Genomic DNA, 24,017 nt, shown 5'->3' on the forward strand with positions numbered 1-24,017 from the left:
GATAAGGGGCTGAAGGAATACAACGTTGAAATCAATTCAACATCATCACTGACAATTTATTCTGTTTATCAACCTAATATCGTTCAACCTCTAAGCAAAGGTATAGCAACGATACCAAGCTAAATATCAGGCTATTACTGAGTGATAAAAGAAATTTTTATGACATCTAGCATAAAGTCAGATCAATTCACCAATGTTTGTTTACGAAACGCACTTGGATTTATCCCTGTCACCGTTTTAAATTTTGAGCTGAAGTAATTGCTATCTGTATAACCACACTCAAAAGCGACGCTGGTGACACTCTCACCTTGACGTAAGCGCCCTATCGCATGACGAATCCGTAAGTGATTGATAAAACGGTTGGTGGACATTCCTGTCAATTGAGAAATTTCTTTTGCTAACGCTTTTGGTGTTACTTTAAACTGCTCACACACAATAGCAACAGACAAATCAGGATCCGCATAATGATTAGCTAAATATACCAACGCATTGATAACCGGTGAGTTTTCTGTAACGCGGCTATCTAGCCTTTCAATACACAACAGAAGTTGCTCAAATAATAAATTCACCATGACTTTGGTATTTTTTCTCTGATTGTTTTGCTCTTTTTCTATGGCTAGCGCCAAATTAAAAATCGGCTGAAAAGCAGATTGAGTAATTAAAAAATTATTCTGTTCACTCTCTAGTTTTTTAATTACATCAACGCAGCATGAATGGATATTCAAATTCGATTTGCTATATAGCACATTAACTAAATGGACATCTTTCGTATCCAAATATTGATGATAGTCTCTTTCACTTACACAACAGATGCTATTTGGCAATAAAAGGCTTTGCTGACCATTTACAATATGGGTGCCACTACCATGGCAAACTAAGACAAGTTCTGAAAAATCATGGCAATGCTCAGGGTAATCCACTTGAGGCTTACGCCCCAAAACTCGGATATTACTCTCATTTCCAACATATTCATCATAAGTTAGATATAACATGCTAATTCCTCGTCTTTATCCCTCCTATATTGTGACCTTTTGTTTTTATTAAGCTGAGAGTTCCTTCTCAGTATAAAACCATCCATTTGATCAATGTTTTAGTTTGTTAACAGGGTCACTAACCTATTTAAAGCATGAGCATAATCAACTAAAAATCAATAAGTTAAATAGAAACAGCGAGTGTACATACTCGCCGTTTTTAATCTTTTATCAGTGTCACAAATTATAGGTTAAATTCTCGTTTCAGGATTTCCATATTTTCTTTTGTTACCCCTTCAGGCTCATAACCTGATGCAAGGCACATAAGATAAAGTTTTGCTCCCTTGTTCGCGACATCAATAAAGTCAAACGCTTGCAGAACATCTTCGCCCGATGCTGTCGCACCGTGTTTTTCCCAGACCGCAACATTATTCTCTAATAACGATGCGGTTGTACGGTCAGCTAGCTCTTCAGAAGATGGCAAACAATAAGGAATCATCCCGACACCTCGCGGTACAAAAGCCCGTACTTCAGGCAACATTTTCCAACAAGTTTGGGTAAAAAGCTCACTGCTAGAAGAAATGTCGGGATGGTGCGATAACGCGATAAGTTCCAGCGGGTGCGTATGTACCACAGATTTATCTGTCGCACCGCTAGCGCGTTTAGCTTCTAGTATCTTTATATGGCTAATAAATTCAGAAGTAGGAGCAAAAGAAACGGATGCGTTACCTCCCCATAGAATTTTATAACCATTAGCCTTCTTATTAAGTTGTAAAACACAACCTGCATATGAAGGGTCTCGTAACTCACGAATACGTTGTCCAGTCCCTTTAACGAAATAAATCCGTTGTGCCGCTGAAATCGGTAATTGTAATGGCAGATCTTTTTCCACCAAGGTACTGGTATCACCAACCGGACCATAAATATCGGTTAAATCAACAGAAATATTGCCACCATTACGTTCAGCCCATTCACGTTGCCAAAGGCATTGCGATACCTCTTGCACCTTATCTATTTCATTTTGAACCGCTTGATTAAGAATACTCATTTTAAATAAAACACCTCTGTTAATGGTTTGCATACGGGTGAGTTATCGGCGTTAGTCGCCATGACATCTTGCATATAATCCCACCATTCTCGGCAGATTTTCGTGTCACTCACCGCTTCCCATTGCGCTTCGCTTTCTATTTCCACGTAACCAAACAGTAAATTCTGTTCAGCAAATAAATGAATCGAGTAATTGTGTCCGCCATGGCTTTTTAATACGTCTTTCATTCCTTTCCATAATTCTGCGTGACGACGTTGATATTCTTGATGGCAATCTGGATTAACGTACATAACAAATGTTTTGCGAATCATTGTATTATCTCCTTACTGCGCCATGCCCAAGCCCACAATGTTGGCAGCACCGATAATGACCAATAGTCCAGCGATTAGAATACGGACAGGACGAGTGCCTACTCCTTTCCATTCCGCCATGATCAAACCGATAATGCCGCCGAATAAGACATAACAAGACATGTGCAACATCCAGTTAATGTAATCTAGGCGAGCTGGCACGGATGCTTCACCCCACCCATAGAAGAAGAACTGCAAGTACCACATGATGCCGCCCATTGCAGTGAACAGTAGGTTGCGAGCGAGAAGAGAACGTCCAAGTGTTAAATCATGGCGAACTGAAATCTCTTTTTTATGCAAGATGTTGTAAGCACAGAACAAGAAATTAACAATGGCACCGCCGCCCATGATGAAGCCATATGCAGGCATCGCTACATAAAGATAATTGATACCCAACGCTTCAGATTGCGCTTTGATTGGACCCGCAGCATTTAAGCCAAAAGCAAACCCTGCTGAGAAAATGCCGCATATAATGGCTAAAATGATCCCTTTTTTGAGGTTGAATTCTTCGGCTCGTTCTCCCATCACTTTTTCTTTTTCATTTCCGGCATAGGCCACAACTGCGATACCGACCAACGCAACCGCAATGCCTATCATGGTTAAAGAACCGCCAGCGGATTCAATAAGCGCCCCTAATTGCCCCTTCAAAAATGGGGGTAACAAGGTCCCCACAGCTAAGTTCAATCCGATAGCGATCCCAATCCCCATTGACATACCGAGATAGCGCATGGTCAATCCATATGTGATGTTGCCAATTCCCCACATCGCTCCGCAAAAGATCAGCATCGCAAACGTCGAGTTCGGGATATGGGAGTAAAACTCTCCCAGGTTCGGCACTAACATCATGGTGACGAGCCAAGGCATCAAGACCCAAGAAAACACACCACCAATTGACCACATTAATTCCCAAGACCAACCTTGAACTTTTTTATAAGGTGCATAGAAAGCGGCTGCGGATGCAGCGCCTACCATATGCCAACCTATACCAGCGATAACAGACATAAAATTTTTCCTTATTATATGTAGGGTATTCCCGCCTTCCCCTGTCTCAATAAGGCGAGGAAGACGAGTGTTTCTTATTATTTTTTTGACTGGATTAACGCGCTGCCAGTACGGTTGCTTCGTAATCTTTTACCAGAGGAAGCCACGCTTGACCGACAGGTACATCATTGATTTGGCAGAAGTAATCCCATACTGCGTTCCACGGCATTGAATGGGCTTCCTCGAGAAGAGCGAGTCGAGTGGTATAATCAAACGCCTGCTCTGCTTGCTGCAATTGTTGATAAGGTTCCAGATAGGCTTTCAATAGGGCTTTTTGTGCATTACGGGTACCAATAACCCAAGCTGCAATTCTGTTAATAGAGGCATCAAAGAAGTCTAAGCCAATTGACACTCTGTCTTGTAAGTCATTACGCACAATTTCACGCATAATAGATTGGGTTTCATCGTCAAATGAGACCACATGGTCAGAATCCCAACGAACCGGGCGAGTGACATGCAGCAACAAGTGCTGAACATAGAGAGAACATGCAGAAATTTTGTCACTGATGACTTCTGTTGGATGAAAGTGGCCAGCATCCAAACACAGTGCTGTACCACGAGTGGCGGCATAACCGAGATAAAATTCGTTACTACCAACGGTGTAGGCTTCTGCACCAATCCCAAACAATTTACTTTCGACTGCATCAAGGTGATAGTTAGGATCAACCTTTTCAGCGATTGCTTCGTCAAGTGCGCTGATCAAACGTTCGCGAGGAGCAAGGCGGTCTATAGTTTGATCTTTCATGCCGTCAGGTATCCAGATGTTCATGACCGAAGGCGTGCCTAACTCTTTACCAAAGTACGCAGAGATTTTGCGACATGCTTTTACGTGATCAATCCAGAAACGACGTACTTTTTCATCTGGGTGAGATAACGTAAAACCATCATCAGCCAGAGGGTGAGAAAAGAGCGTTGGGTTAAAATCTAAGCCAATATTTTGCTCTTTGGCCCACTCGACCCACGAAGCAAAATGTTTGGGTTCAATCTGATCTCGTTCAACCTTTTCATCGGTATCTAGGTAAATGGCATGTAAATTCATCCGCTTTTTACCCGGAATGAATTCAAACGCTTTTTCCATATCAGCCCGCAATTGAGATGGTGTGGTTGCAGCACCCGGATAATTACCAGTGGCTTGAATACCACCGCTAAGTGCGATATCAGGTGATTCAAACCCTTTCACATCATCCCCCTGCCAGCAGTGCATTGAGATAGCCGTTTGAGCGAGTTTTTTCAGTGCCTCCTCTGTATCTACACCAAGTGCCTGATAACGTTGCTGAGCTTGGCGATATGCCGCAGTAATTTGTTCATCTTTCATGGTTGTTACCTTCTTATTTGAGCAGTGCAAACTGCGCTTTTATTTGTTCTAAACCTTCAATGTGAGAAGGTTGATAATGTTTCACATCAGAGCATGCTTCGATGATTTGTCGGCCTTCTTCAAGGCAAGAGATTGCATCGAGAGCAATAAATTGGTTCATCACATTCCCCAAAGCGGATGCCTCGGTAGGCTCAGTGACAACAGGGATTTGGCACACATCAGCGCACAATTGGTTAAGGAAATGATCTTGGGTGCCTCCACCCACAATACGTAGTGCTTCAATGGGGCGTTCTAGTGCACCAGACAGTTGATGTAATCCAGCGCTATAAGCCAACGCTAAACTGTCGTAAATACAACGCACAATCTGGGCTAGGCTAGTCGGTGCAGGCAGATCTCGAGTAGTGAACCACTGCACAATGGCTTCTGTCATGGAGTTAGGGTTGAGAAACGAATCATCATTTGGATTACAGATAAACTCAAATGGCGTGGCGTTTTGCGCGAGCAATTTGACATCACTAAAAGCCAATGATGGATTTTCTGCTTTAATTCTCTGGATTAGCCACAAACCCATGATGTTTTTTAAGATGCGATAACGTCCATCCACACCACCCTCATTTGTCAGGTTATACTCAAAGGCCTTTTCATTTAGACATGGCGTTTGGCTTTCCACCCCAATCAAAGACCAAGTGCCAGAACTTAAATACGCACAAGATTCAGATGACAGCGGAGTAGCGGCGACCGCAGAGGCTGTGTCGTGACTGGCAACGGAACACACGGGAATTTGGATGTCTCCGTGCTGATATTGACCAATCATGCGGTTAGGCATTTTAGGTGGTAAGAACCAATTGAGGTTCGCCCCACATGCTTTGACTAATGTGCTGTTCCAAGTTTTATCTTGGCAATCGAGTAACTGGCTGGTTGATGCGTTGGTATATTCACAGTGCTTCACTCCGCATAACTTGTAGTTGAGGTAATCCGGAACAAAGAGCAGCGTATCAATTTGGTCAAACCATACTGGGCGTTCATCAGCGATCGCCTTTAACTGATAAATCGTGTTAAAAGGCAAAAACTGAATACCACTGATGGTGTATATGTCTTGAGGTGAAAAGTGATTTTCTTGTTGCAGGGTTTGTTGAACCCCTTGAGTTCTCGCGTCTCGATAACTGACAAAGTTACCTAAGTGTGTACCGTATTGGTCGAGCAAGACAAAGTCGACCCCCCAAGTATCGATACCTAATGAACAGACATCATGATATGTCGCGACAACGCGATTAATCCCGACTTTGATCTCTTCTAAAATTGAATACAAGTCCCAGCAGCTGTGTCCATCGCGCTGTACTTGTTGGTTTGAAAATCGGTGCGCTTCTTCTAAACGAATGCGCCCTTCATCGAGATGCCCGGCCATTACTCGACCACTTGATGCACCTAAATCAATTGCTATCACTGTTTTCATTGGCGTTCGTCCTCATTCATCATGAGTGTTATTAAAGCCAATGTTTTCAGTCAAAAACTTAACAAATCTGCCCGGCGTGTTTTGCTCGAGGCCAAATTTTTAAGATAGCGCTGTTGCGCTTCAAAATTTCCGAATTTGTTCGATGCCCCTCCTTCATCACCTTAACCAAAGGCTAAGTTGATCATTCGTACCTAGGCAAAATAACCGAGCCTTGTCGGCAAATGTGTTATAGTTACGGTCTATTTATTGCCGACACTTCGGACTGTTTCTAGAGTAATTTGATGTCTTTTGAACAACTTGGATTAAGCCAACCCATTATTCAGGCACTACGTGCACTGAATTACCAAAAACCGACCCATATTCAAAATCAATCGATCCCTGTGATTTTGGAAGGTCGTAATTTAATTGCGGCCGCACAAACTGGTACAGGTAAAACGGCAAGTTATTTATTGCCGATTATCGAACGTTTGCGTGAAGCGACGACTCAGCGTAAAAAGCGCATCCGAGCGCTAATTTTGGTTCCTACTCGCGAGCTCGCTGTGCAGGTAGAAAAAAGTATCAGTGACTATGCACTATTTACCCAATTAAAAGGATTGGCAGTATTCGGTGGCGTGGACGATAAGCCGCAACGAGAAGCGTTGATTGATGGTGTGGATGTATTGGTTGCGACGCCTGGTCGTTTATTAGATTTGTATGGCAAACATGCCGTACATTTTGAAGAAATTGAATATCTTGTACTTGATGAAGCTGATCGAATGCTCGACATGGGCTTTATCGACGACATTAATAAGATTTTAGATCGTGTCCCAGAAGACGTTCAACAACTGCTCTTTTCTGCAACGCTGTCTAACAAAGTCCGCGATCTTGCCAAATCTGCCGTTAATGATGCCTTCGAAATTAGTATTGCCGCTAAAGCCGCATCTAAAGCGAACACTGCGCAATGGCTGATTACGGTCGATAAAGATCAAAAATCTTCGCTGTTAAGCCACCTAATTAAAGAAAACGAATGGAAGCAGGCGCTTATTTTTATTGAAACGAAAAAAGGGGCCGCTAAGCTGGTAACACAATTAGAAAAACGTGGTATCTACGCCGAAGCATTTCACAGCGGTCGTAGCCAAGAAATTCGTAATCGACTGCTTGAGCAATTTAAAGTGGGCGAGATTCCGTTTTTGGTCGCAACAGGTGTCGGTGCTCGTGGTATTGATATTGATAACCTAGAGCGCGTCATTAACTACGATTTACCTTTCCCGGCAGATGATTACGTTCACCGTATCGGTCGAACAGGTCGTGCTACGGCCACAGGTGAAGCCATTTCTCTGGTATCGAAAGATGACTTTAAAAACCTATGCATGATTGAAAGTCGACTTGGACATTTCATTGAACGCCGTGAAGTTGAAGGATTTACCCCGCGTAAACCAGTGCCCATTTCTATTCTGAACTACGTACCTAAACACAAACGTACCAAAGAGCAACATGATCAATAACGTACACGATTGAAGAGTTATCCCTACCTAACGCAGATAACTTTTCAGTCGCTGTCACTCGAGGCAGAGTTAAGCTTAACTCTGCCTTTTTAAATGGACGAATCGACGTCCGTTCAACATTCTTGCCCACAGAACAAACAGCCTACCTTTCGTTGAACATTAAACCATCAAACTAAAAAGTAACAAAAATTTAGTTTAAAACTCCAAATTATAATTAAATAATAGATTTAATAACCACAAATAAAACACAACACAGTTAATATAACTATCGTTTGTTTTTATAACCAGTGATTAGCACTAGTATGCTAATGTGATCAATTATTCTGATAAGCGTATTATTTTCGACATTAAATTTCACATCATGCGGTATTTCAGTGAAAGACACTCAAGAATTACAAAAAATTAGCATTTCACTACAAAACAGATCATGGACTAAACATGATACTCATTGGCTACTGAGTTTATTCGGCACTGCTGTCGGAGCAGGCATCTTATTTTTACCCATCAATCTTGGTATTGGTGGGTTCTGGCCACTCATCATCATGGCGGTCATTGCATTCCCGATGACTTACTTTGCACACAGAGGCTTAGCCCGTTTTGTTTTATCCTCTAAAAATGAGCCCACTGACTTTACGGATGTCGTTGATGAGCACTTTGGCACAAAAGCTGGCCGCTTAATCTCTTGGCTTTACTTTTTATCCATATTTCCAATTCTACTCATCTACGGCGTAGGTTTAACCAATACCGTTGATAGTTTCCTTGTCCACCAAGCGAATATGGCCTCACCGGCTCGTTGGTTACTTTCTGGCGCACTCGTTTTCACATTAATTGCAATCATGCTTGGTGGCGAAAAGATTATCCTACGCGTGTTTGCGGCTATGGTTTATCCCCTTGCCGCAACCTTATTGGTACTATCCCTATATTTGATCCCCTATTGGCACGCTCCTATGCTCTCGATGCCATCATTGGATACGTTTGGATCGACAGTCTGGTTAGCCATTCCAGTGGTTGTGTTCTCATTTAGTCATGCTGCTGCCATTTCTAGCTTTGCTAACGTGCAGCGTCGTCATTACCGAGAGCGAGCGATCGAAAAATCAGAACAAATATTACGTAACACCAGTGTGCTACTCATCGCCTTTGTACTGTTGTTTGTGTTTTCATGTATTTTTGCATTAACACCAGCAGAGCTAGCCCAAGCCAAAGCACAAAACATATCGGTGCTCACTTACCTGGCTAACGTGACCGACAATCCATTTATTGCCAACCTCGGTCCTCTCGTTGCTTTTGTCGCAATTACCTCATCGTTCTTGGGTCACTTTTTAGGCGCTCGCGAGAGCCTAAACGGTTTGATCATTAAACATTGTCACATTTCTGCTCGTGCTGCAGACAAACTCTGTATTGCTATCCTATTTGTTTCTATCTGGGCTTGTGCGGTTTTTAACCCAAGTATTTTAGGTATGATGGAAGCATTTTCAGGGCCAGTTATCGCGATGATTCTATTCTTAATGCCCATGTTAGCGGTATATAAAGTTCCGGCAATGAGCAAATATCGTCGCCATTTAAGTACCTACTTTATTTTGTTAACGGGAGCGTTAGCTGTCTCAGCGATTCTTTATACCATGCTGAAATAACTCGGGTAGATTTCCCTTTCTGTATCACGAGAGGGAAATCTGCTTAGTAACAACATAACATCACTATATGGATTCTCCGTGTAACGCTCTTCCAGAGTGCTTCTGATTCACGATTTCACAGCAACGTTGCGATATAAATGTCGTACTATACTCAATTTTATTCATTCAATTGCAGTAAAGTCTTGTTACTTTGGGCACAAAATGTTACTTGTTTGTAATAGCTACAAAGCTAAAATATCACCCCAAATGCACTATTAATGTGCACATTCCTTACATTCACTCACTTATTTGGTGAGATAACACCCTCTATTAATAGTAATATTGACAAAAAAGTAATCTGAAACTGCCTAAATAACCGCCCTTAACGACTACTTTGTCGCCAGTTCACATTAGAAAATATACAGGTATGCCTGTGTTGACCTTCAACGCTGATAGATCTAACTTTTCACGTAGTCGTCTGAGCCAATGTGGAGGTTAATGAAATGAAACGCGCAAGCAAAACTTATCGTCTTCAAATGATTAAAGAAGTGGCAACAAGAGCACAAACCCCTCATTCTGACCCAATGGCCGATTACATCTATCACATAATGACGAATCCAGAACAAAAAGTTCAATTCAGTGAGCCTAAAGCTCAATTCGCCGGTGTCCATTTTGATGAAAAAATCGGTGGTTGGGTAAGTGATCGCTGGAATGCGAAATAAACCTGTAAGTTAGTGAGAATAAAATGTAATGGCCGTTACACCGTCGTAACGGTCTCCCCTCTTGTACTGTCCCTCCCACACCACATCCTGCTAAAAACTTGAATCTCTCCCAAATTTTTAAAACAAATCTTGTTGTGGATTAAGAGTTTCGTTAGTTTGCTCGAGTTGACGTTTTCCTTGCGCCATTTTGCGTCGATAACGTTGCTGACAGAGCTTGATCACGTGGAGCTGCTGCGTAGGAGTCATTTGGAGCCAAGTAAATCGCTCGTCTCGTTTACGCATACACCCTTTGCAATACCCTTTCTCATCGACTGTACAGATACCAACACATGGACTGGGGACTGTAAAAAATTCTAACTGTTCCATCCTATGACCTGCTCTTAAGCACTATCTTATCTGGATAAGTTCTGTCTGTTTCATGAACGGCTAGTCATGAAAAACAAATTGAATAACGATACACTGACAATTTGACGAATGCATTCAGTATACTTGTCAGAGTTCCTGTATTTGGAGTAAATATAATGAAGCTTAGTTCAAAGTCATTACTTGCCGCAACGGTTAGCGCTATCGTTTTGGCGGGTTGTGCAAGCCATAAAGAAAAACCCGTCACAAGTGAAGATTTACAAAGTCACCGCTGGGAATTGGTAAAAATCGACGACAAAGCAGTTAAAACCGACGCCCAATCTCCAACTCCATTTCTTCAAATTGGCGACAAGATGACCGCAAGCGGTAATGCTGGTTGCAACAATTTCTTTGGTCAAGGTTTAGTAGAAGACAGCAAATTCCGCATTGAAAAGTTAGCCTTAACCATGAAACTTTGCCTCGGCGATGTGATGGATAGTGAAACTATCGTGCAGCAAAGTTTAAGTGAGTGGAACAAACTGTCATTAAACAAAGACACGCTAACTCTAAAAAATAGTGCCCACACGCTAACGTATAAAATGGCCAAGTAACGGCATTCTACGATACCTAGCACCTTCTCGAGCTAGGTATCCTATTTATCCTCAAATAACCAGACACGAACACTCCATTGCTTGTCACAAATACCACCTTCTAAACTAGCGACTTACATGACTAGCTAATACTATTAATGTTAATTAACGGCATTCATATGTAGGATCGATTGGTGCACTCAATTATTCAACGAGCTCTAACTGTCATAAGTTTGATGGCCATCTTGTTCAGTATGGTCGCGCAGGCTCGTTCTTGGAAAGAAATTGAGAAATCAGCACAGCAACACACTGTTCATATGTACCTTTGGGCTGGCAGTGCCGGTGCTAAAAACTACCTTGAATGGGCAATTCCGACTCTGAAGCAGCGTTATCAAATTACGCTCGAGCCCCATTATGTGACAACCTTAGATCAAATCATCGATTTGGTTAGACACAATAAAAACTTAGTAAAAAGTGCAAGAACACCGATCGATTTAGTCTGGCTTAGCGGACGTTATTTCCATCAACTGAAAAGCCACGCTCTTTTATATGGGCCATTTACTGAAGATTTACCCAACTGGAGTTATATTAACCCCAATCTCCCGTTCGATACCGACGGTTCCGAAAATACTTTAGGTCTAGAAGCCCCTTGGGGGGTTGCGCAGCTCAGTTTTATCTATAATCAAAATCAACTCTACAATCCTCCGGAGAACTACCGACAATTACTCAGCTATGCCAAGGCATTTCCAGGCAGAGTCACTTATCCAAAACCGCCCTATTTTATGGGCAGTCTAATGCTACAATCGATCCTTATCGAACTGACAGGTTATGCCCCCGAATTGCGAGAGCCAGTATCCTCCAATACCTTTGCTAAGGTGACACAGCCCTTGTGGGATTACCTAGATGAGTTGCATCATTACTCTTGGGCTCAGGGCCGTAAGTTCCCAGCAGATATTTCTCAGCTTCACGCACTGTTTAATAAAGAAGAGATCGATTTGATACCGACTTATGGAGCCAATATGCTTTATTCTGCCCAAGAAAAAGGGCAACTTCCCTTCTCGGCCCGAGGTTACGGAATGAAAACTGGCTCACTCACCAATATGCACTTTCTCGCTATTCCGCAACAATCTACCAATACAGCGGGAGCATTAGTCGCCATCAATTTTCTGCTAAGTCCAGAAGCTCAAAGTCGCAAGGGGTTAGTCAGTATATGGGGAGATCCGCCAGTCATTCGCTCTGAATTTCTTACTGGCTCAATTAAAAACATGCCGGTCTATAACGCTGTGCATATGCCCGACCCAACATGGGATCAAGCGCTGAGCAAAGCTTGGATGAAGCGTTACAATAAAACATTATTAGACGAATGAAGGCGACCAAGATAACGAATGCTCAAGACTTAATTGACATGCTTCAATAACGGACTTACCAATTAACTCCCCCAACTTGGTATGTTTACCACAGTACGAATAGGTCGCAGGCTGCACCGGGCAAAAGACGGCGTGGCTATCTGTTCCCGTACCACTCGCTGGTAGCGTTGAAATCGGGCTGACAATCCCCAAATCACGGATAACCGTCACTTTAGCTTCGGTCAATAACATCATGGCTTCAACGAGTGCTGCTGGCGTTAAGGGTTGATGGATAGCTAATAAGATGTTGATGGTGCCAGCCACAGGGGTTTCATCAGCAATATCTCCGACTCTACGGGTATTACTCAACCCTGATGTGACCCAGCATTCCACCGTAAGCGTATCAGTCATCTGCTTTGAGTAGCCAAGTGATGCCATTGAAGCTGCTGTCATCATTCCGATCGTATTCGGTGGTAATAACAGTTCGGTCGCTTTACATTGCAGCGTTTCTTCAGGTGGAAGCCAAGGAGGAGGGGTCTGTTTACCGACTTTCAAATTGAGAAAAGAATTTGCTTCAGTGAGTCCACCATTTAACACTGCTGAACTAAGCACAGTGCATCGATGAGATGGAAGTAATACCAAATAATTGTCATCTTCTATTGAGCCTACTGAAAACATGCAAAATCCCAAACGTCCCTTAATTAAAGGGCATTATACCCAAATTAGGGTTTACTTTTGGATAATATGAAAGATTTCTTCGGCGATTTGTTTACTTTCTTTATCTTTGCTCAAGCCATAATTCTCATTTAATTGATAAGAAAGAATACGGATTTTAGCCAGTGTTCCAGATAAAGAAATCAACAAGTTGGCACAGTCATCGGTAATATTAAATTCTTTTCTAAATGGAAGAATAAGATCAAGCTGTTCCAAATAAGAATATATGATATCCACACCGTGCAAAATAATGTTATGATGAATGGTTAAGGTATCTGTTTCTTTAAAATTTTCTAACTGATTAAATAGAGATAATTTTTCTTCTAGAGAATCACTTTTACCTAGTCCCCATGAGGGGTAATCATAAATTGATTGGTTGATATCTTCTTGTAACGAACTTTCTAAGTCATGGTAAATATGACTTATCTTATCAACAACAGATTGATTTCTCGGTTCAATTTTGTCTAGGTTTAACTCTATCGTTTCTTGAAATATATCATCAAGAACCTCATGAATAATAGCGAACGTTTCAGACTCAAGAAAATGTATCAAATCTTTCGCTGCAGATACGTTTTCATCCACTTCCTTCTGAAGTGCATCAATCTTGCGTTTAGCATTGCTTCCCATTCGGCTACTCTCATGTTTAAACAAGCGATAATGAAATTATGACTTAATTTTATATCAATTTAAACAAAGCGATAGACAGGAAAAATAATAAAAATACGCATCCATTTAATTAAATTTTTTATTTTGATAATTAAAATAATTTAACCTATTAATTTATAATAAATAAAAATTAATTATTCACCAGTAAAACTCATAACGTTTTATGCAAGAATTTATTTCTTAGTATAACTTTCAATTTAGAACCATTAACCGAGATCACGTTCCCTGCAACCTCGGTTAACATCTTAATCATTGAGTGCTAATGTTTTATCGACTAAATACCAGCGCCTTCAAAGAAGCTTGCTCATCAATATCTTTATATTCCGGTGGGTTCTCAAGACGGTATTGAAATAAAAGCTCGGGGGCTTGCTCTTTCATTCCATCAATGAGGAAATCGCAAGTGACTGCCGGAGAGTTAACACAAGCCAACACAACCCCATTCTCACTCAGTAACTTTGGTAAACGGCGTAGAATTTTTTGGTAGTCTTTCGTCAGGGCAAAACTGCCTTTTTGGAACGAGGGTGGATCAATGATAATTAAATCATAAGGTCCCGATTTAGTAATCTTACCCCACGATTTAAAAATATCATGTCCCCAAAACTTCACCTGCGCCAAATTATGCTCATTGAGTTGATGGTTATCACGACCTTTTGCTAAGGATGATTTTGCCATGTCGATATTAATGACTTGGTCTGCGCCACCAGCAATTGCTGCCACAGAAAATCCACACGTATATGAAAAGAGGTTTAATACATTGGCGTCTTGCGCATGCGCTTTTACCCAGTCACGGCCTAAGCGCATATCCAAAAACAGGCCCATATTTTGATTACGGCCTAAGTCGAGTTGATATTTTAATCCCGACTCAATCACTACTGGACGCGAATCAAGCTCACCCACCACGACTTGAGATGGCGCTCCATTGGCATAGCGATGTTGTAATAAAATTGCCATCCCATTACGTTGTAACCAAATATCACTTTGAGCAAACTGTTCAAGCCCTGCGATGAGTTGTGCGGAAAAATCCTCATCTACGGCTTTAAACAAGCTAACGACTAACTGACCTTGCAACCAATCACAGGTTAGTTGTTCTAAACCAGGCCAACAACGACCACGCCCGTGGAATAAACGACGAACTTCGTCAGGAGCCTCTCCCAGTTGCTGCGTAATATGAGCAAAAAAAGTCGGTAAGGCGCTAGTCTGCATGCCTTCGTCGGTATGAGGCAGATCGTGCATAGGTGTTCCTTTATTAAATAAATACGTTTAGGCGTTTTTGATTTGAGGCCAGGGTAAATCCCATGGTGTTAGCCACTGATTAAGCCCCTCATTGACCACACTTTGATGCCACAATTGACCACATTGAGCAAACTCTCTTGGATCACAAATGAAAGATAACGGCTGGTTTTGATACACAAAACGGATGGCAAAAGCATGAAGGTAACCGCGTTCAGCATCACTCGCAGGGTTATAAATGGGGTCGCCTACAATGGCAGATCCGACTGATTTCAGTGCAACGCGAATTTGATGTGTCTTACCGGTATGAGGTTTACATAAAAACAGGCGCTGACCATTATCAGCGGCCAAAGAAAAAAACTGTGTAATCGCGGGGTTATTGTGAGAGGCACTTAACTTCCAACTTGAGCGACGTGAACGCTCCATATCACCTTTCACTAATCCCTGTTTCTTCTTCGGCTTTTTACTACCAATCGCTAGATAGAACTTTTGAATTTCACGATTAGCAAACTGCTGTGCTAACTCACTTGCCGCAGTTGAAGAGCGAGCCAACAAAAGAATACCAGAGGTCATTTTATCGAGACGATGTACCAAATAGAGCTTTTTATCGCCGGTGTACTTCGCTACTTCTTGCATGAGCATAACGTCACCGTCGTCTTTATGAACTGAGACGCCTGGATGTTTATTGATAACGATAAAATCGCTATGGGTATAAATAATATCGAACATAGAACCTCTTAATAACAGCGCGCCAATTATACCCAAATGATCGCAATATGCGAGACAGCACATGCTAATGTTCGTTTGACTGCATGATGCACCACAGCCAAGAGCAAAAAAAGCTGCCTTGTCAGACAGCTTTTGGATTTGTGTCGCTCTACTTACCGTTAAGCGAAAAATACCAACAACATCAAAATTGGACAAACAACACGAACGTATGTTGGCCAAATCTTCCAGAACAAACTTTTTTCGATTTCTGGGTAGCCTTGTTTTAGCTCAGTTAAAATCTGGTTGCGGTTCCAAATCCACCCCACTATTAACGTAATTAATAATGCGATAATTGGCTGTGAATAGACCGTTGTGAAATTAACCACGAAACCAAATAGCAGGTTAAAGTTAGTCACAATCGCTGCTGATGCAATAATCACGACCCCACCAATAAGTAACACTGCTTTATTCCGACTGATCTTTAACTCTTCAGTCGCACAAGAAACTGGCACCTCAAGCATCGAAATTGACGATGTTAATGCTGCGATAATCATCAGTAAGAAGAAAACTGCGCCGACCACAGCCCCCATCTCTCCCATCGTATCGAACAGCGCAGGCAGTACGGTAAACACGAGCGTGTCTGAGTTTAAAAGTGTGCCGCTATCTGAGAAAATTTGTACACCATGATGTTTAGCGACAAACATTGCAGGGAGAACCACCAAGCCTGCGATAAAAGCAACACCTGTATCGATCAATGCCACTTGAGCAGCCGTTTTAGGAATGTTGGTGTCTTTTTGTAAGTAAGAGCCATACGTAGTCATGACACAGACACCCAGTGACAACGAGAAGAAGGCCTGCCCCATTGCACTGACCACCAACTCAGGCGTCAAATGCGAGAAATCTGGAACTAAATACATTTTTAACCCTTCAAGCGAACCGTCTTGAGTGAAAATGTACACAGTCAGTAAACCAAATAATACAAACAGCAGTGGCATTAAACGCGTGGACCATTTCTCAATACCATCAGCGACACCACTGCGAACCACATGCATGGTCAGCAGCATGAAAATAACCATTAATACTAAGTTACGTTCAGTACCAAATGTCGTTAGCCAATGGCTTTTATCCGCCAAGCCCACCAAGTTCAATGAACTATCTGCGAATGATCCCATCAACCAGCCAGCAACGATTGAGTAAAAGCTTAGGATCAATGACACGACGATCAGTCCACCAATTCCGAGAACAATCGCAAAGGCTTTACCTTTAGGCCATGCACTTCTAAATGAACGAATCGCGTTCGATTGACCATAGCGACCAATAGTCAGCTCAGCGACCAACATCGGAAACGCTAACAAAAAGACCATGATAAGATAAACAAATAAAAACACTGCACCGCCGTTACTGGCTGCCTGAGTGGGGAATCCCCATACATTTCCCAGACCAACAGCCGATCCTGCAGCTGCCATTATAAAACCAAATCTTGAAGAAAATTGGCTTCTCGAACTACTTGCCATAAGTGTTACCAAATAGGTTGTGTTTGTAAGTAAAAGTGGATGAGAGTGCTGAAATTTTAAGTGTATACTATTTTTTACACCTTAATTAAAAAGGAGTCGCACTCCGTAGGTGGTAAGTAGAACAGTTAGTCGATAGAATTGGAAGCCCACTCTTTATATTTTTCTGTTTATATCCACAAAAGACAGTTTAATCGCTGGATTTTTACACATTACCGATATCAAACATTGCACTTAGCCTTTTTAGCAAACACATTATTTGGTGCAAAAATATAGTCAACCTACTCCATACTCACCCAGTATCAGTAGCTATTTCAACTCAGTATCACAACCTAAATACTGAAACTGGCGTAAGTTGATATACTCACGGTAGTCTTCCTCTACTATAGTATTGGATTTACTATCCTAGTTTGGACTCACATGAACATCGGAATGCATGGATAAGATTTATCACATACTGACTTTGGTCGGAATCGCCATCTATTGGCTACTCGTTGCCGGTGTAACATTACGCGTCGTTCTTAAACGCAAAGCGGTTAGTGTTTCATTATCATGGCTAATGATTATCTATATTTTGCCGATTGTAGGGGTGTTTTGTTACTTCCTATTTGGCGAACTGAATCTTGGACGTAAAAGAGGCGAACGAGCCAAAGTCATGTTTGCACCTTTCGAAGAGTGGTTTCGTTCGCTCTCAGATTGCCAAGCTCACTTGCCCCAAGGCATGGGCGCCCATATAAAAAAAATCGATGAGCTTTGTACTCACCGCATGGGGATTCCGGCACTAAGTGGGAATCATCTGACGTTACATAATTCCCCCAATGACATCCTCTACTCGATCATTCATGACATTGAATCTTCGACGAGTACTATCCATATGGTTTTTTATATCTGGCACCCGGGAGGATTGACCGATGCCGTAGCATCTGCATTAATTCGAGCAGCCAAGCGGGGCGTTGAAGTTAAATTACTACTTGATTCAGCAGGCAGTGCTCGCTTCTTTCGCAGTCATTGGGTAGACATGATGCGCGATGCAGGAATTCGCCTAATTGAACAGATGCAGGTCAGCCCTTGGCGCATTTTCTTAAACCGTTTGGATCTACGTCAGCACAGAAAAATCATTGTTATCGATGACAAAATTGCGTATACAGGGTCTATGAACATGGTTGACCCAGCTTACTTCAAGCAAGATTCTGGAGTTGGGCAATGGATAGATGTCATGGTCAGAATGACAGGCCCTGCTGTAAATGTGCTTGCCGCGATTCATGCTTGGGATTGGGAGTTTGAAACAGGTGAACGTCGCTTACCCAAAACACCAGAATGTTTAATTGGCCCGAGCGATCCCCACCACCCAATTCAAGTGGTGCCATCGGGTCCAGGTATGCCAGAAAATTTGATCTCCCAAGTGCTTACTTTGGCGATGCATCAGGCAAAAACATCAGTGTGCATTACCACACCTTATTTTGTCCCGAGTGCAGATTTATTAGCGACACTAAAAATGACCGCCCAACGAGGCGTCTCTGTCGATATTATTCTGCCTGAAAAAAATGATTCATTTATGGTCAAATGGGCATCTCGCTCATTTTACGGTGAGCTGCTTGATGCGGGAGCGACCATTCATGAGTTCAACGGTGGATTACTGCATACAAAATCAGTCGTTATTGATCAAAAGTTTTGTTTAATTGGGACCGTCAATATTGATATGCGTAGCCTGTGGCTCAATTTTGAACTGACGTTAGCGGTTGACGATAAAAGTTTTACCCAAGAACTCTATCGTCAACAACAAGAATACATTAAACAATCGCATCAAATCGAGTATTCCAAGTGGCGTACTCGCTCTTTGGGCCACCGTTTTTTGGAGCGCCTCTTCTATCTATTTAGCCCATTATTGTAATTGGACTTGCATGTCTGGCGACACCATGTTTTAAATGTTCATTATTTTCACTTATTTATCAGACAAGGATCGCAAATGTCAGAAGGCAAAAAGACTCAGTTCGTCACCGCAGGCCGCAATAAAAAATGGACTAACGGTGTAGTCAACCCGCCTGTACAGCGTGCGTCTACCGTTGTGTTCAACACAGTAGCAGAGAAAAAACACGCCACCGTAAACCGCGCAAACAAGACCCTATTTTATGGACGTCGTGGCACAACGACTCACTTTGCTTTGCAAGAAGCAATGACAGAGCTTGAAGGCGGCGCGGGTTGCGCACTTTTCCCATGTGGTGCAGCCGCGATCACTAACACAATTCTTTCTTTTGTTAGTGCTGGTGACCACATTCTAATGGTCGACACTTGCTACGAACCAACCCGTGATTTCTGTGAAATCATGCTGAAAAAATTAGGTGTAGAGACCACTTACTATGACCCATTGGTAGGTGAAGGCATTCGCGACCTCATCCAGCCAAACACAAAAGTATTATTTACTGAATCTCCTGGCTCTATCACGATGGAAGTGCAAGATGTTCCCGCACTAGCCGCTATTGCACACGAACACGATGTTATTGTCATGCTCGATAACACATGGGCTGCCGGTGTGAACTTTGACCCATTCGCCCACGGTGTCGATATCTCTATCCAAGCAGCAACCAAATACATTGTTGGTCACTCAGATGTCATGCTTGGTACGGCTGTCGCGAGTGAAAAATACTGGGATCAACTACGTGAACAAAGCTACTTAATGGGTCAGTGTGTATCTCCTGATGATGCTTACCTTGCTCTACGCGGCATCCGCACGTTAGGTGTTCGCTTACAGCAACACGGAAAAAGCAGTTTAGAGTTAGCACAATGGTTAGCTGAGCGTCCTGAAGTGGACCATGTTCGTCATCCAGGTCTTGAAAGTTGCCCAGGGCACGAGTTCTTCAAACGCGACTTTAAAGGTGCCAATGGTCTGTTCTCGATCGTTTTAAAACAAAGCGATCCAAAAGCGACGACAGCACTGTTAGATACCGTTGAACATTTCAGTATGGGCTATTCTTGGGGTGGTTTCGAAAGTCTGATTCTTGCCAATGAACCAAGTAGTTTTAACGCGCTGCGTACACTATCTAATCCAAACTTTGAAGGTACGTTACTACGTATTCACGTTGGTTTAGAAGACCTTGATGATTTGAAAGCGGATCTAGAAAAAGGCTTCGCGGCATACAATGCTGCGCTCGCATAAAGACCAGTAATATCACTTCATCTATATACCCAAATGACCTCAAGATGCAGGATTCAGAGCTTCATCAACGAGCCTAGGTCAAGCTCAATCACGGCAGGAATGGTCATTCCCTTTTAACGTGATTGGGCGTAGAAATAGGTTTGTTGATGAGCTCCCAAAGGGCGAGTTGTATTCGCTCCTAGGCGGTGTTACTGATTTTCAACGTAGAATGACTATGTCTTCAAATCAGTGCCTTGCCTAAGAGCGAATACATTCTCGCTGAAACAGCATCTTGAGGTTACTTGGGTATACATAAAAATAGCGCCCTACATGGGCGCTATTTTTAATACTCGACGATTTTCAACTTAGGCTGAACCTGTCTTAACACTAGCTCCCTACCTCGCAACGAAGAGAGCCTCGTTGACTCAGTACCTTAACGAATATCGCTACTATTCACGGTGCTTACATGGACAGCCCACTAAATGGTCATTGACCATGCCAGTTGCTTGCATGAGAGAATAACAGATGGTTTCGCCCACAAACTTAAAGCCGCGTTTTTTTAAAAACTTGCTCATCTGTTTCGAAACATCAGTAGAGGCAGGTACTTGTTCCATTGTGGTCCACTGATTGACAACGGGTTCACCATCAACGAATTGCCATAAGGCATTAGCCAGTGAACCAAATTCCTGTTGTAAAGATAAAGCCGCTTTTGCATTAGTAAATACGGAAGCAATTTTAAGGCGATGCTTTATCACATCATAGTGAGCAATAATCGAATCGATATCTGCCTCACCCATAGCCGCTAATACAGTTAAATCATAATCTTTAAACGCTTGTCGATAACCTTCGCGTTTTTTTAACACCGTAATCCAGCTTAACCCAGCTTGAGCACCTTCTAAGGTAATAAATTCAAACAAGGTTTGGTCTTCAAATACTGGTTTACCCCATTCTTGGTCGTGATATTCGCGTTCTAGCGGATGTTTCATCGCCCACGCGCATATCGAGGACGAGGCTGATTCTTGTGACATGAAAACCTCACTTTTGACTACAGTTTATTAAACTCGCGATTCACTTTATAAGCATCAGAGGTGAGATAAGCTTCGAGTTCTTGTACTTTTTTTTCCACATCAATGAGATCAGCGTCAATCGCTGTCAGTAATTGCTTTGCGGTTTTCCCTTGCTCCCAAGGCTTACTCTTAATGGTGTGCTCTTGAGCATAAATCGGTTCACCATAAGGCTGTTTTTCTAACATCAGTGACAAAGCAATATAGAGCAGAATAATTAAGAAACCACCGCCGAGTAACGTTGCAGATACGACAAGAATACGTACTAACCATATCTCTAAACCAAAGAAATTGGCGACACCAGCACAAACCCCAGCAATTTTTCCATGGCGAGAGTCTCTATACAGTGAAGATCTACTCATAACGAGATCTCCAGTTTGGTGTTTCTACATCTAAAATTCGCTCTAGTGTTTCGACCCGCGTTTGCAGTTGACGAGCTTTATCTGTTAGTTGATGAAGCTGTTCATAATCTTCATGGCTCAACGCATCATTAAAATTACGTTTGCTGCGGTAATGCAAAAATAGCCATAATGGCGCCACAATTAACAGGAACACCATCAAAGGACCTACCATAAATACCGACACCATATCTATCCCCTATTCCCCTGGTTGCGCTGGTTTGTTATTCAGTTGTTGTTTGAGTTTCGCCAGTTCATTATCAATCTCATCTTGAGCTTGCAGTTCTGCAAATTCTTGATCTAACGTTTTTTTGCCCGTTGAATGATAAAGGTCAGCTTCCGCTTCAAGTTCGTCTATTCGTCGTGAATATTGATCAAATTTAGCCATAGTGGCTTGCGCCTTTTCGGCCGTTAGATGCTTCTGTACATCGCGACGACTATGAGCCGTTTGATTACGAACGATGAGCGCCTGTTGCTTCGCCCGAGTCTCAGTGATTTTACTCTCTAATTTACTAATTTCACTGGTCAATTTATCAATATTATCCTCGACGAGCGTATATTCGTTTTTTAATCCTTTTAATACTTCTTCCAGTTTCTGCTTCTCAATAAGTGCACCACGTGCAAGATCTTCACGCTGCTTCGACAATGCCAAGCATGCTTTTTCTTGCCATTGTTCAATCTGAGTGGCCACATTATCAACTTTACGTTGCAACTCTTTTTTATCAGCGATTGATCGTGCTGAATGTGTCCGCACTTCAACCAGCGTGTCTTCCATTTCTTGAATAATCAAACGAATCATTTTTTCAGGATCTTCTGCTTTATCCAGCAATGCACTGATATTGGAATTCACTATGTCGGCGAAACGAGAAAAAATACCCATAATACGGCCCTCTGACAGGTTTATGAAACAATCGAACAAAGAACAATCAAGTTATGTGCCAATAATAAAATCATCATAAAATCAATGTATTAAAAACTACTACTTGTATTTCTCTCTATAGCTAGTAACTTAATTGACCATTAAATGGTCAAATTAACCATATAATTGGTTAAATTTACCATATTCGCTAATTTCCCTTTTGATCCTAGATAAGGAGTTCACGATGCAGCAAACTCTGGTCGGTGAATCACCATTATTTCACGAGGTATTAGATAAAGTTTCTCAACTGGCTCCAGTAGAACGCCCAGTACTCATTATCGGCGAACGCGGCACAGGTAAGGAATTAATTGCCCAGCGGCTGCATTACTTATCCAAACGTTGGCAATCTCCACTGCTCACCTTAAATTGTGCCACGTTAAGCGAAGGACTGATTGATTCAGAACTATTTGGTCACGAACCTGGTGCCTTTACCGGCGCCAAAGGACGTCACCTTGGTCGATTTGAACGTGCAGAAGGGGGATCATTATTTTTGGATGAACTCGCCACAACGCCAACCATAGTCCAAGAGAAATTACTGCGAGTGATCGAATATGGCGCCTACGAACGTGTTGGCGGTCATACGCCTTTAACCTGCGATGTACGACTCATTTGCGCCACTCACGCAGATTTACCCCAGTTAACTCGTCAGGGCCGTTTTCGGGCTGATTTACTCGATAGGTTAGCGTTTGACGTTATCAACCTTCCTCCACTCAGGACGCGACAACAAGACATTCCACTGTTGGCGGAGCATTTTGCGATCAAAATGTGCCGTGAATTGGGGCGATCATATTTCTCAGGATTTAGCCACAATGTAATGGCAGAACTCCTACACTATCCATGGCCCGGTAATATCAGAGAACTAAAAAATGTGGTAGAGCGCGCCGTTTATCAACACACGGATTTTGATACTCCGGTTAACCAAGTGGTCTTCGATCCATTTAAAACCTCTTGGCTCGCCCCTTCTTCGGCACATTGCTCTGAACCTACTGTTCGCTCTCAGTCAATCACATCCACGGTGAACAATATGGAGCCACCATTAACGGTATTTGAAGATGACAAACCGCCAATGCCAACTCTGCCTTTATCTGACCAAGCAAGTGATGATTTGCCTGTTTTACCGGTAGATTACAAACAGTGGCAAAGGAACGCAGATATCCGTATTGTTAATCAAGCTCTCAAAATGGCTAAGTTTAATCAAAGGCATGCCGCTGATTTGCTAGGTCTGAGCTATCATCAGTTTCGAGGGATGTTAAGAAAATACCAAATCAAAACAGATTAATGGCGATTTTCAGGCAGTGGATCAGCTTTCAACTAATTCACTTGGTTTCATGGAATAAAAGATGGTAAATTAGCGAGATTTTGGGGCAATATTGTAAAGTAACGCCTCGTTTCTCATACGTAT

The 24,017-nt window shown here is 42.3% G+C and carries 24 protein-coding genes; 8 read left to right on the top strand and 16 right to left on the bottom strand.

The genetic code is table 11. The annotated features are described in order from the left end of the window. Window positions 1-182: 182 nt before the first annotated feature. The 6 genes from I1A42_RS09100 to rhaB all read right to left on the bottom strand — a co-directional run bounded on the left by I1A42_RS09100 (window position 183) and on the right by rhaB (window position 6,178). Complete coding sequence (locus tag I1A42_RS09100) at window positions 183-992, bottom strand: helix-turn-helix domain-containing protein (protein WP_196123276.1); 810 nt, start codon at window positions 990-992, stop codon at window positions 183-185. Window positions 993-1,215: 223 nt separating this feature from the next. Further along, window positions 1,216-2,019 (bottom strand): rhamnulose-1-phosphate aldolase, encoded by an 804-nt coding sequence (gene rhaD / locus I1A42_RS09105; protein ID WP_196123277.1) that lies wholly within the window; start codon window positions 2,017-2,019, stop codon window positions 1,216-1,218. Next, on the bottom strand, window positions 2,016-2,330 hold the full coding sequence (gene rhaM, locus I1A42_RS09110; RefSeq protein WP_161158155.1) for an L-rhamnose mutarotase: 315 nt from the start codon (window positions 2,328-2,330) through the stop codon (window positions 2,016-2,018). The genes rhaD and rhaM overlap by 4 nt, the downstream gene beginning before the upstream one ends. Window positions 2,331-2,342: 12 nt before the next feature. Continuing rightward, entirely contained in the window at window positions 2,343-3,371 is a 1,029-nt protein-coding gene (locus tag I1A42_RS09115; protein ID WP_161158154.1) for an L-rhamnose/proton symporter RhaT, read from the bottom strand. Window positions 3,372-3,465: 94 nt separating this feature from the next. After that, complete coding sequence (locus I1A42_RS09120; RefSeq protein ID WP_196123278.1) at window positions 3,466-4,725, bottom strand: L-rhamnose isomerase; 1,260 nt, start codon at window positions 4,723-4,725, stop codon at window positions 3,466-3,468. A gap of 13 nt (window positions 4,726-4,738) precedes the next feature. Then, a complete protein-coding gene (rhaB, locus tag I1A42_RS09125) occupies window positions 4,739-6,178 on the bottom strand; it encodes a rhamnulokinase (RefSeq protein WP_196123279.1) in 1,440 nt (479 codons plus the stop codon). Window positions 6,179-6,459: 281 nt separating this feature from the next. Between rhaB and I1A42_RS09130 the strand changes: the two genes are divergently transcribed. The 3 genes from I1A42_RS09130 (at window position 6,460) to I1A42_RS09140 (ending at window position 9,994) form a co-directional block, all read left to right on the top strand. Beyond that, window positions 6,460-7,662, top strand: coding sequence for a DEAD/DEAH box helicase (locus I1A42_RS09130; protein ID WP_196123280.1), 1,203 nt, complete (start codon window positions 6,460-6,462; stop codon window positions 7,660-7,662). Window positions 7,663-8,036: 374 nt separating this feature from the next. After that, a complete protein-coding gene (locus I1A42_RS09135) occupies window positions 8,037-9,293 on the top strand; it encodes an aromatic amino acid transport family protein (RefSeq protein ID WP_196123281.1) in 1,257 nt (418 codons plus the stop codon). Between the two features lie 482 nt (window positions 9,294-9,775). Continuing rightward, entirely contained in the window at window positions 9,776-9,994 is a 219-nt protein-coding gene (locus tag I1A42_RS09140) for a hypothetical protein (RefSeq protein ID WP_161158149.1), read from the top strand. Between the two features lie 117 nt (window positions 9,995-10,111). On the opposite strand, the gene I1A42_RS09145 is transcribed toward I1A42_RS09140, so the two are convergent. Beyond that, complete coding sequence (locus tag I1A42_RS09145) at window positions 10,112-10,360, bottom strand: DUF1289 domain-containing protein (RefSeq protein WP_161158148.1); 249 nt, start codon at window positions 10,358-10,360, stop codon at window positions 10,112-10,114. Between the two features lie 155 nt (window positions 10,361-10,515). On the opposite strand from I1A42_RS09145, the gene I1A42_RS09150 reads away from it, so the two are divergent. Continuing rightward, window positions 10,516-10,947 (top strand): META domain-containing protein, encoded by a 432-nt coding sequence (locus I1A42_RS09150; protein WP_196123282.1) that lies wholly within the window; start codon window positions 10,516-10,518, stop codon window positions 10,945-10,947. 173 nt (window positions 10,948-11,120) lie between these two features. Then, entirely contained in the window at window positions 11,121-12,293 is a 1,173-nt protein-coding gene (locus I1A42_RS09155) for an ABC transporter substrate-binding protein (RefSeq protein ID WP_196123283.1), read from the top strand. Here I1A42_RS09155 and I1A42_RS09160 read toward each other — a convergent pair. The 5 genes from I1A42_RS09160 to I1A42_RS09180 all read right to left on the bottom strand — a co-directional run bounded on the left by I1A42_RS09160 (window position 12,282) and on the right by I1A42_RS09180 (window position 17,104). Further along, window positions 12,282-12,950 (bottom strand): adenosylcobinamide amidohydrolase, encoded by a 669-nt coding sequence (locus I1A42_RS09160; RefSeq protein ID WP_196123284.1) that lies wholly within the window; start codon window positions 12,948-12,950, stop codon window positions 12,282-12,284. The genes I1A42_RS09155 and I1A42_RS09160 overlap by 12 nt on opposite strands. 51 nt (window positions 12,951-13,001) lie before the next feature. Next, window positions 13,002-13,613 (bottom strand): hypothetical protein, encoded by a 612-nt coding sequence (locus I1A42_RS09165; RefSeq protein WP_196123285.1) that lies wholly within the window; start codon window positions 13,611-13,613, stop codon window positions 13,002-13,004. A gap of 306 nt (window positions 13,614-13,919) precedes the next feature. Next, window positions 13,920-14,855, bottom strand: a complete 936-nt coding sequence (locus I1A42_RS09170; RefSeq protein ID WP_196123811.1) for a class I SAM-dependent methyltransferase — start codon at window positions 14,853-14,855, stop codon at window positions 13,920-13,922. A 57-nt stretch (window positions 14,856-14,912) separates the two neighbouring features. After that, a complete protein-coding gene (locus tag I1A42_RS09175; protein WP_196123286.1) occupies window positions 14,913-15,611 on the bottom strand; it encodes a TIGR01621 family pseudouridine synthase in 699 nt (232 codons plus the stop codon). A gap of 158 nt (window positions 15,612-15,769) precedes the next feature. Continuing rightward, entirely contained in the window at window positions 15,770-17,104 is a 1,335-nt protein-coding gene (locus I1A42_RS09180; RefSeq protein ID WP_161157651.1) for a sodium-dependent transporter, read from the bottom strand. 433 nt (window positions 17,105-17,537) lie between these two features. Between I1A42_RS09180 and cls the strand changes: the two genes are divergently transcribed. Both cls and I1A42_RS09190 read left to right on the top strand, forming a co-directional pair. After that, window positions 17,538-18,992 (top strand): cardiolipin synthase, encoded by a 1,455-nt coding sequence (gene cls, locus I1A42_RS09185; protein ID WP_196123287.1) that lies wholly within the window; start codon window positions 17,538-17,540, stop codon window positions 18,990-18,992. Window positions 18,993-19,067: 75 nt separating this feature from the next. Next, window positions 19,068-20,255, top strand: a complete 1,188-nt coding sequence (locus tag I1A42_RS09190; protein WP_196123288.1) for a cystathionine beta-lyase — start codon at window positions 19,068-19,070, stop codon at window positions 20,253-20,255. A 428-nt stretch (window positions 20,256-20,683) separates the two neighbouring features. Here the strand turns inward: I1A42_RS09190 and I1A42_RS09195 are convergent, their stop codons facing one another. Genes I1A42_RS09195 through pspA form a run of 4 tightly spaced genes read right to left on the bottom strand, consistent with a single transcriptional unit; the run spans window position 20,684 to window position 22,576 of the window. Then, window positions 20,684-21,262 carry a DNA-3-methyladenine glycosylase I gene (locus I1A42_RS09195; protein ID WP_196123289.1) on the bottom strand — a complete coding sequence of 193 codons (579 nt, stop codon included), beginning with the start codon at window positions 21,260-21,262 and terminating at the stop codon, window positions 20,684-20,686. 17 nt (window positions 21,263-21,279) lie between these two features. Then, entirely contained in the window at window positions 21,280-21,660 is a 381-nt protein-coding gene (pspC, locus tag I1A42_RS09200) for an envelope stress response membrane protein PspC (protein WP_196123290.1), read from the bottom strand. Beyond that, window positions 21,653-21,886 (bottom strand): envelope stress response membrane protein PspB, encoded by a 234-nt coding sequence (gene pspB / locus I1A42_RS09205; RefSeq protein WP_161157656.1) that lies wholly within the window; start codon window positions 21,884-21,886, stop codon window positions 21,653-21,655. Before pspB ends, pspC begins: the two co-directional genes overlap by 8 nt. Window positions 21,887-21,895: 9 nt before the next feature. Continuing rightward, window positions 21,896-22,576 (bottom strand): phage shock protein PspA, encoded by a 681-nt coding sequence (pspA, locus tag I1A42_RS09210; protein ID WP_196123291.1) that lies wholly within the window; start codon window positions 22,574-22,576, stop codon window positions 21,896-21,898. A 223-nt stretch (window positions 22,577-22,799) separates the two neighbouring features. On the opposite strand from pspA, the gene pspF reads away from it, so the two are divergent. Further along, complete coding sequence (gene pspF / locus I1A42_RS09215) at window positions 22,800-23,894, top strand: phage shock protein operon transcriptional activator (RefSeq protein ID WP_196123292.1); 1,095 nt, start codon at window positions 22,800-22,802, stop codon at window positions 23,892-23,894. Window positions 23,895-24,017 lie beyond the last annotated feature (123 nt).

The organism is Vibrio nitrifigilis (assembly GCF_015686695.1).
GTDB lineage: Bacteria > Pseudomonadota > Gammaproteobacteria > Enterobacterales > Vibrionaceae > Vibrio > Vibrio nitrifigilis.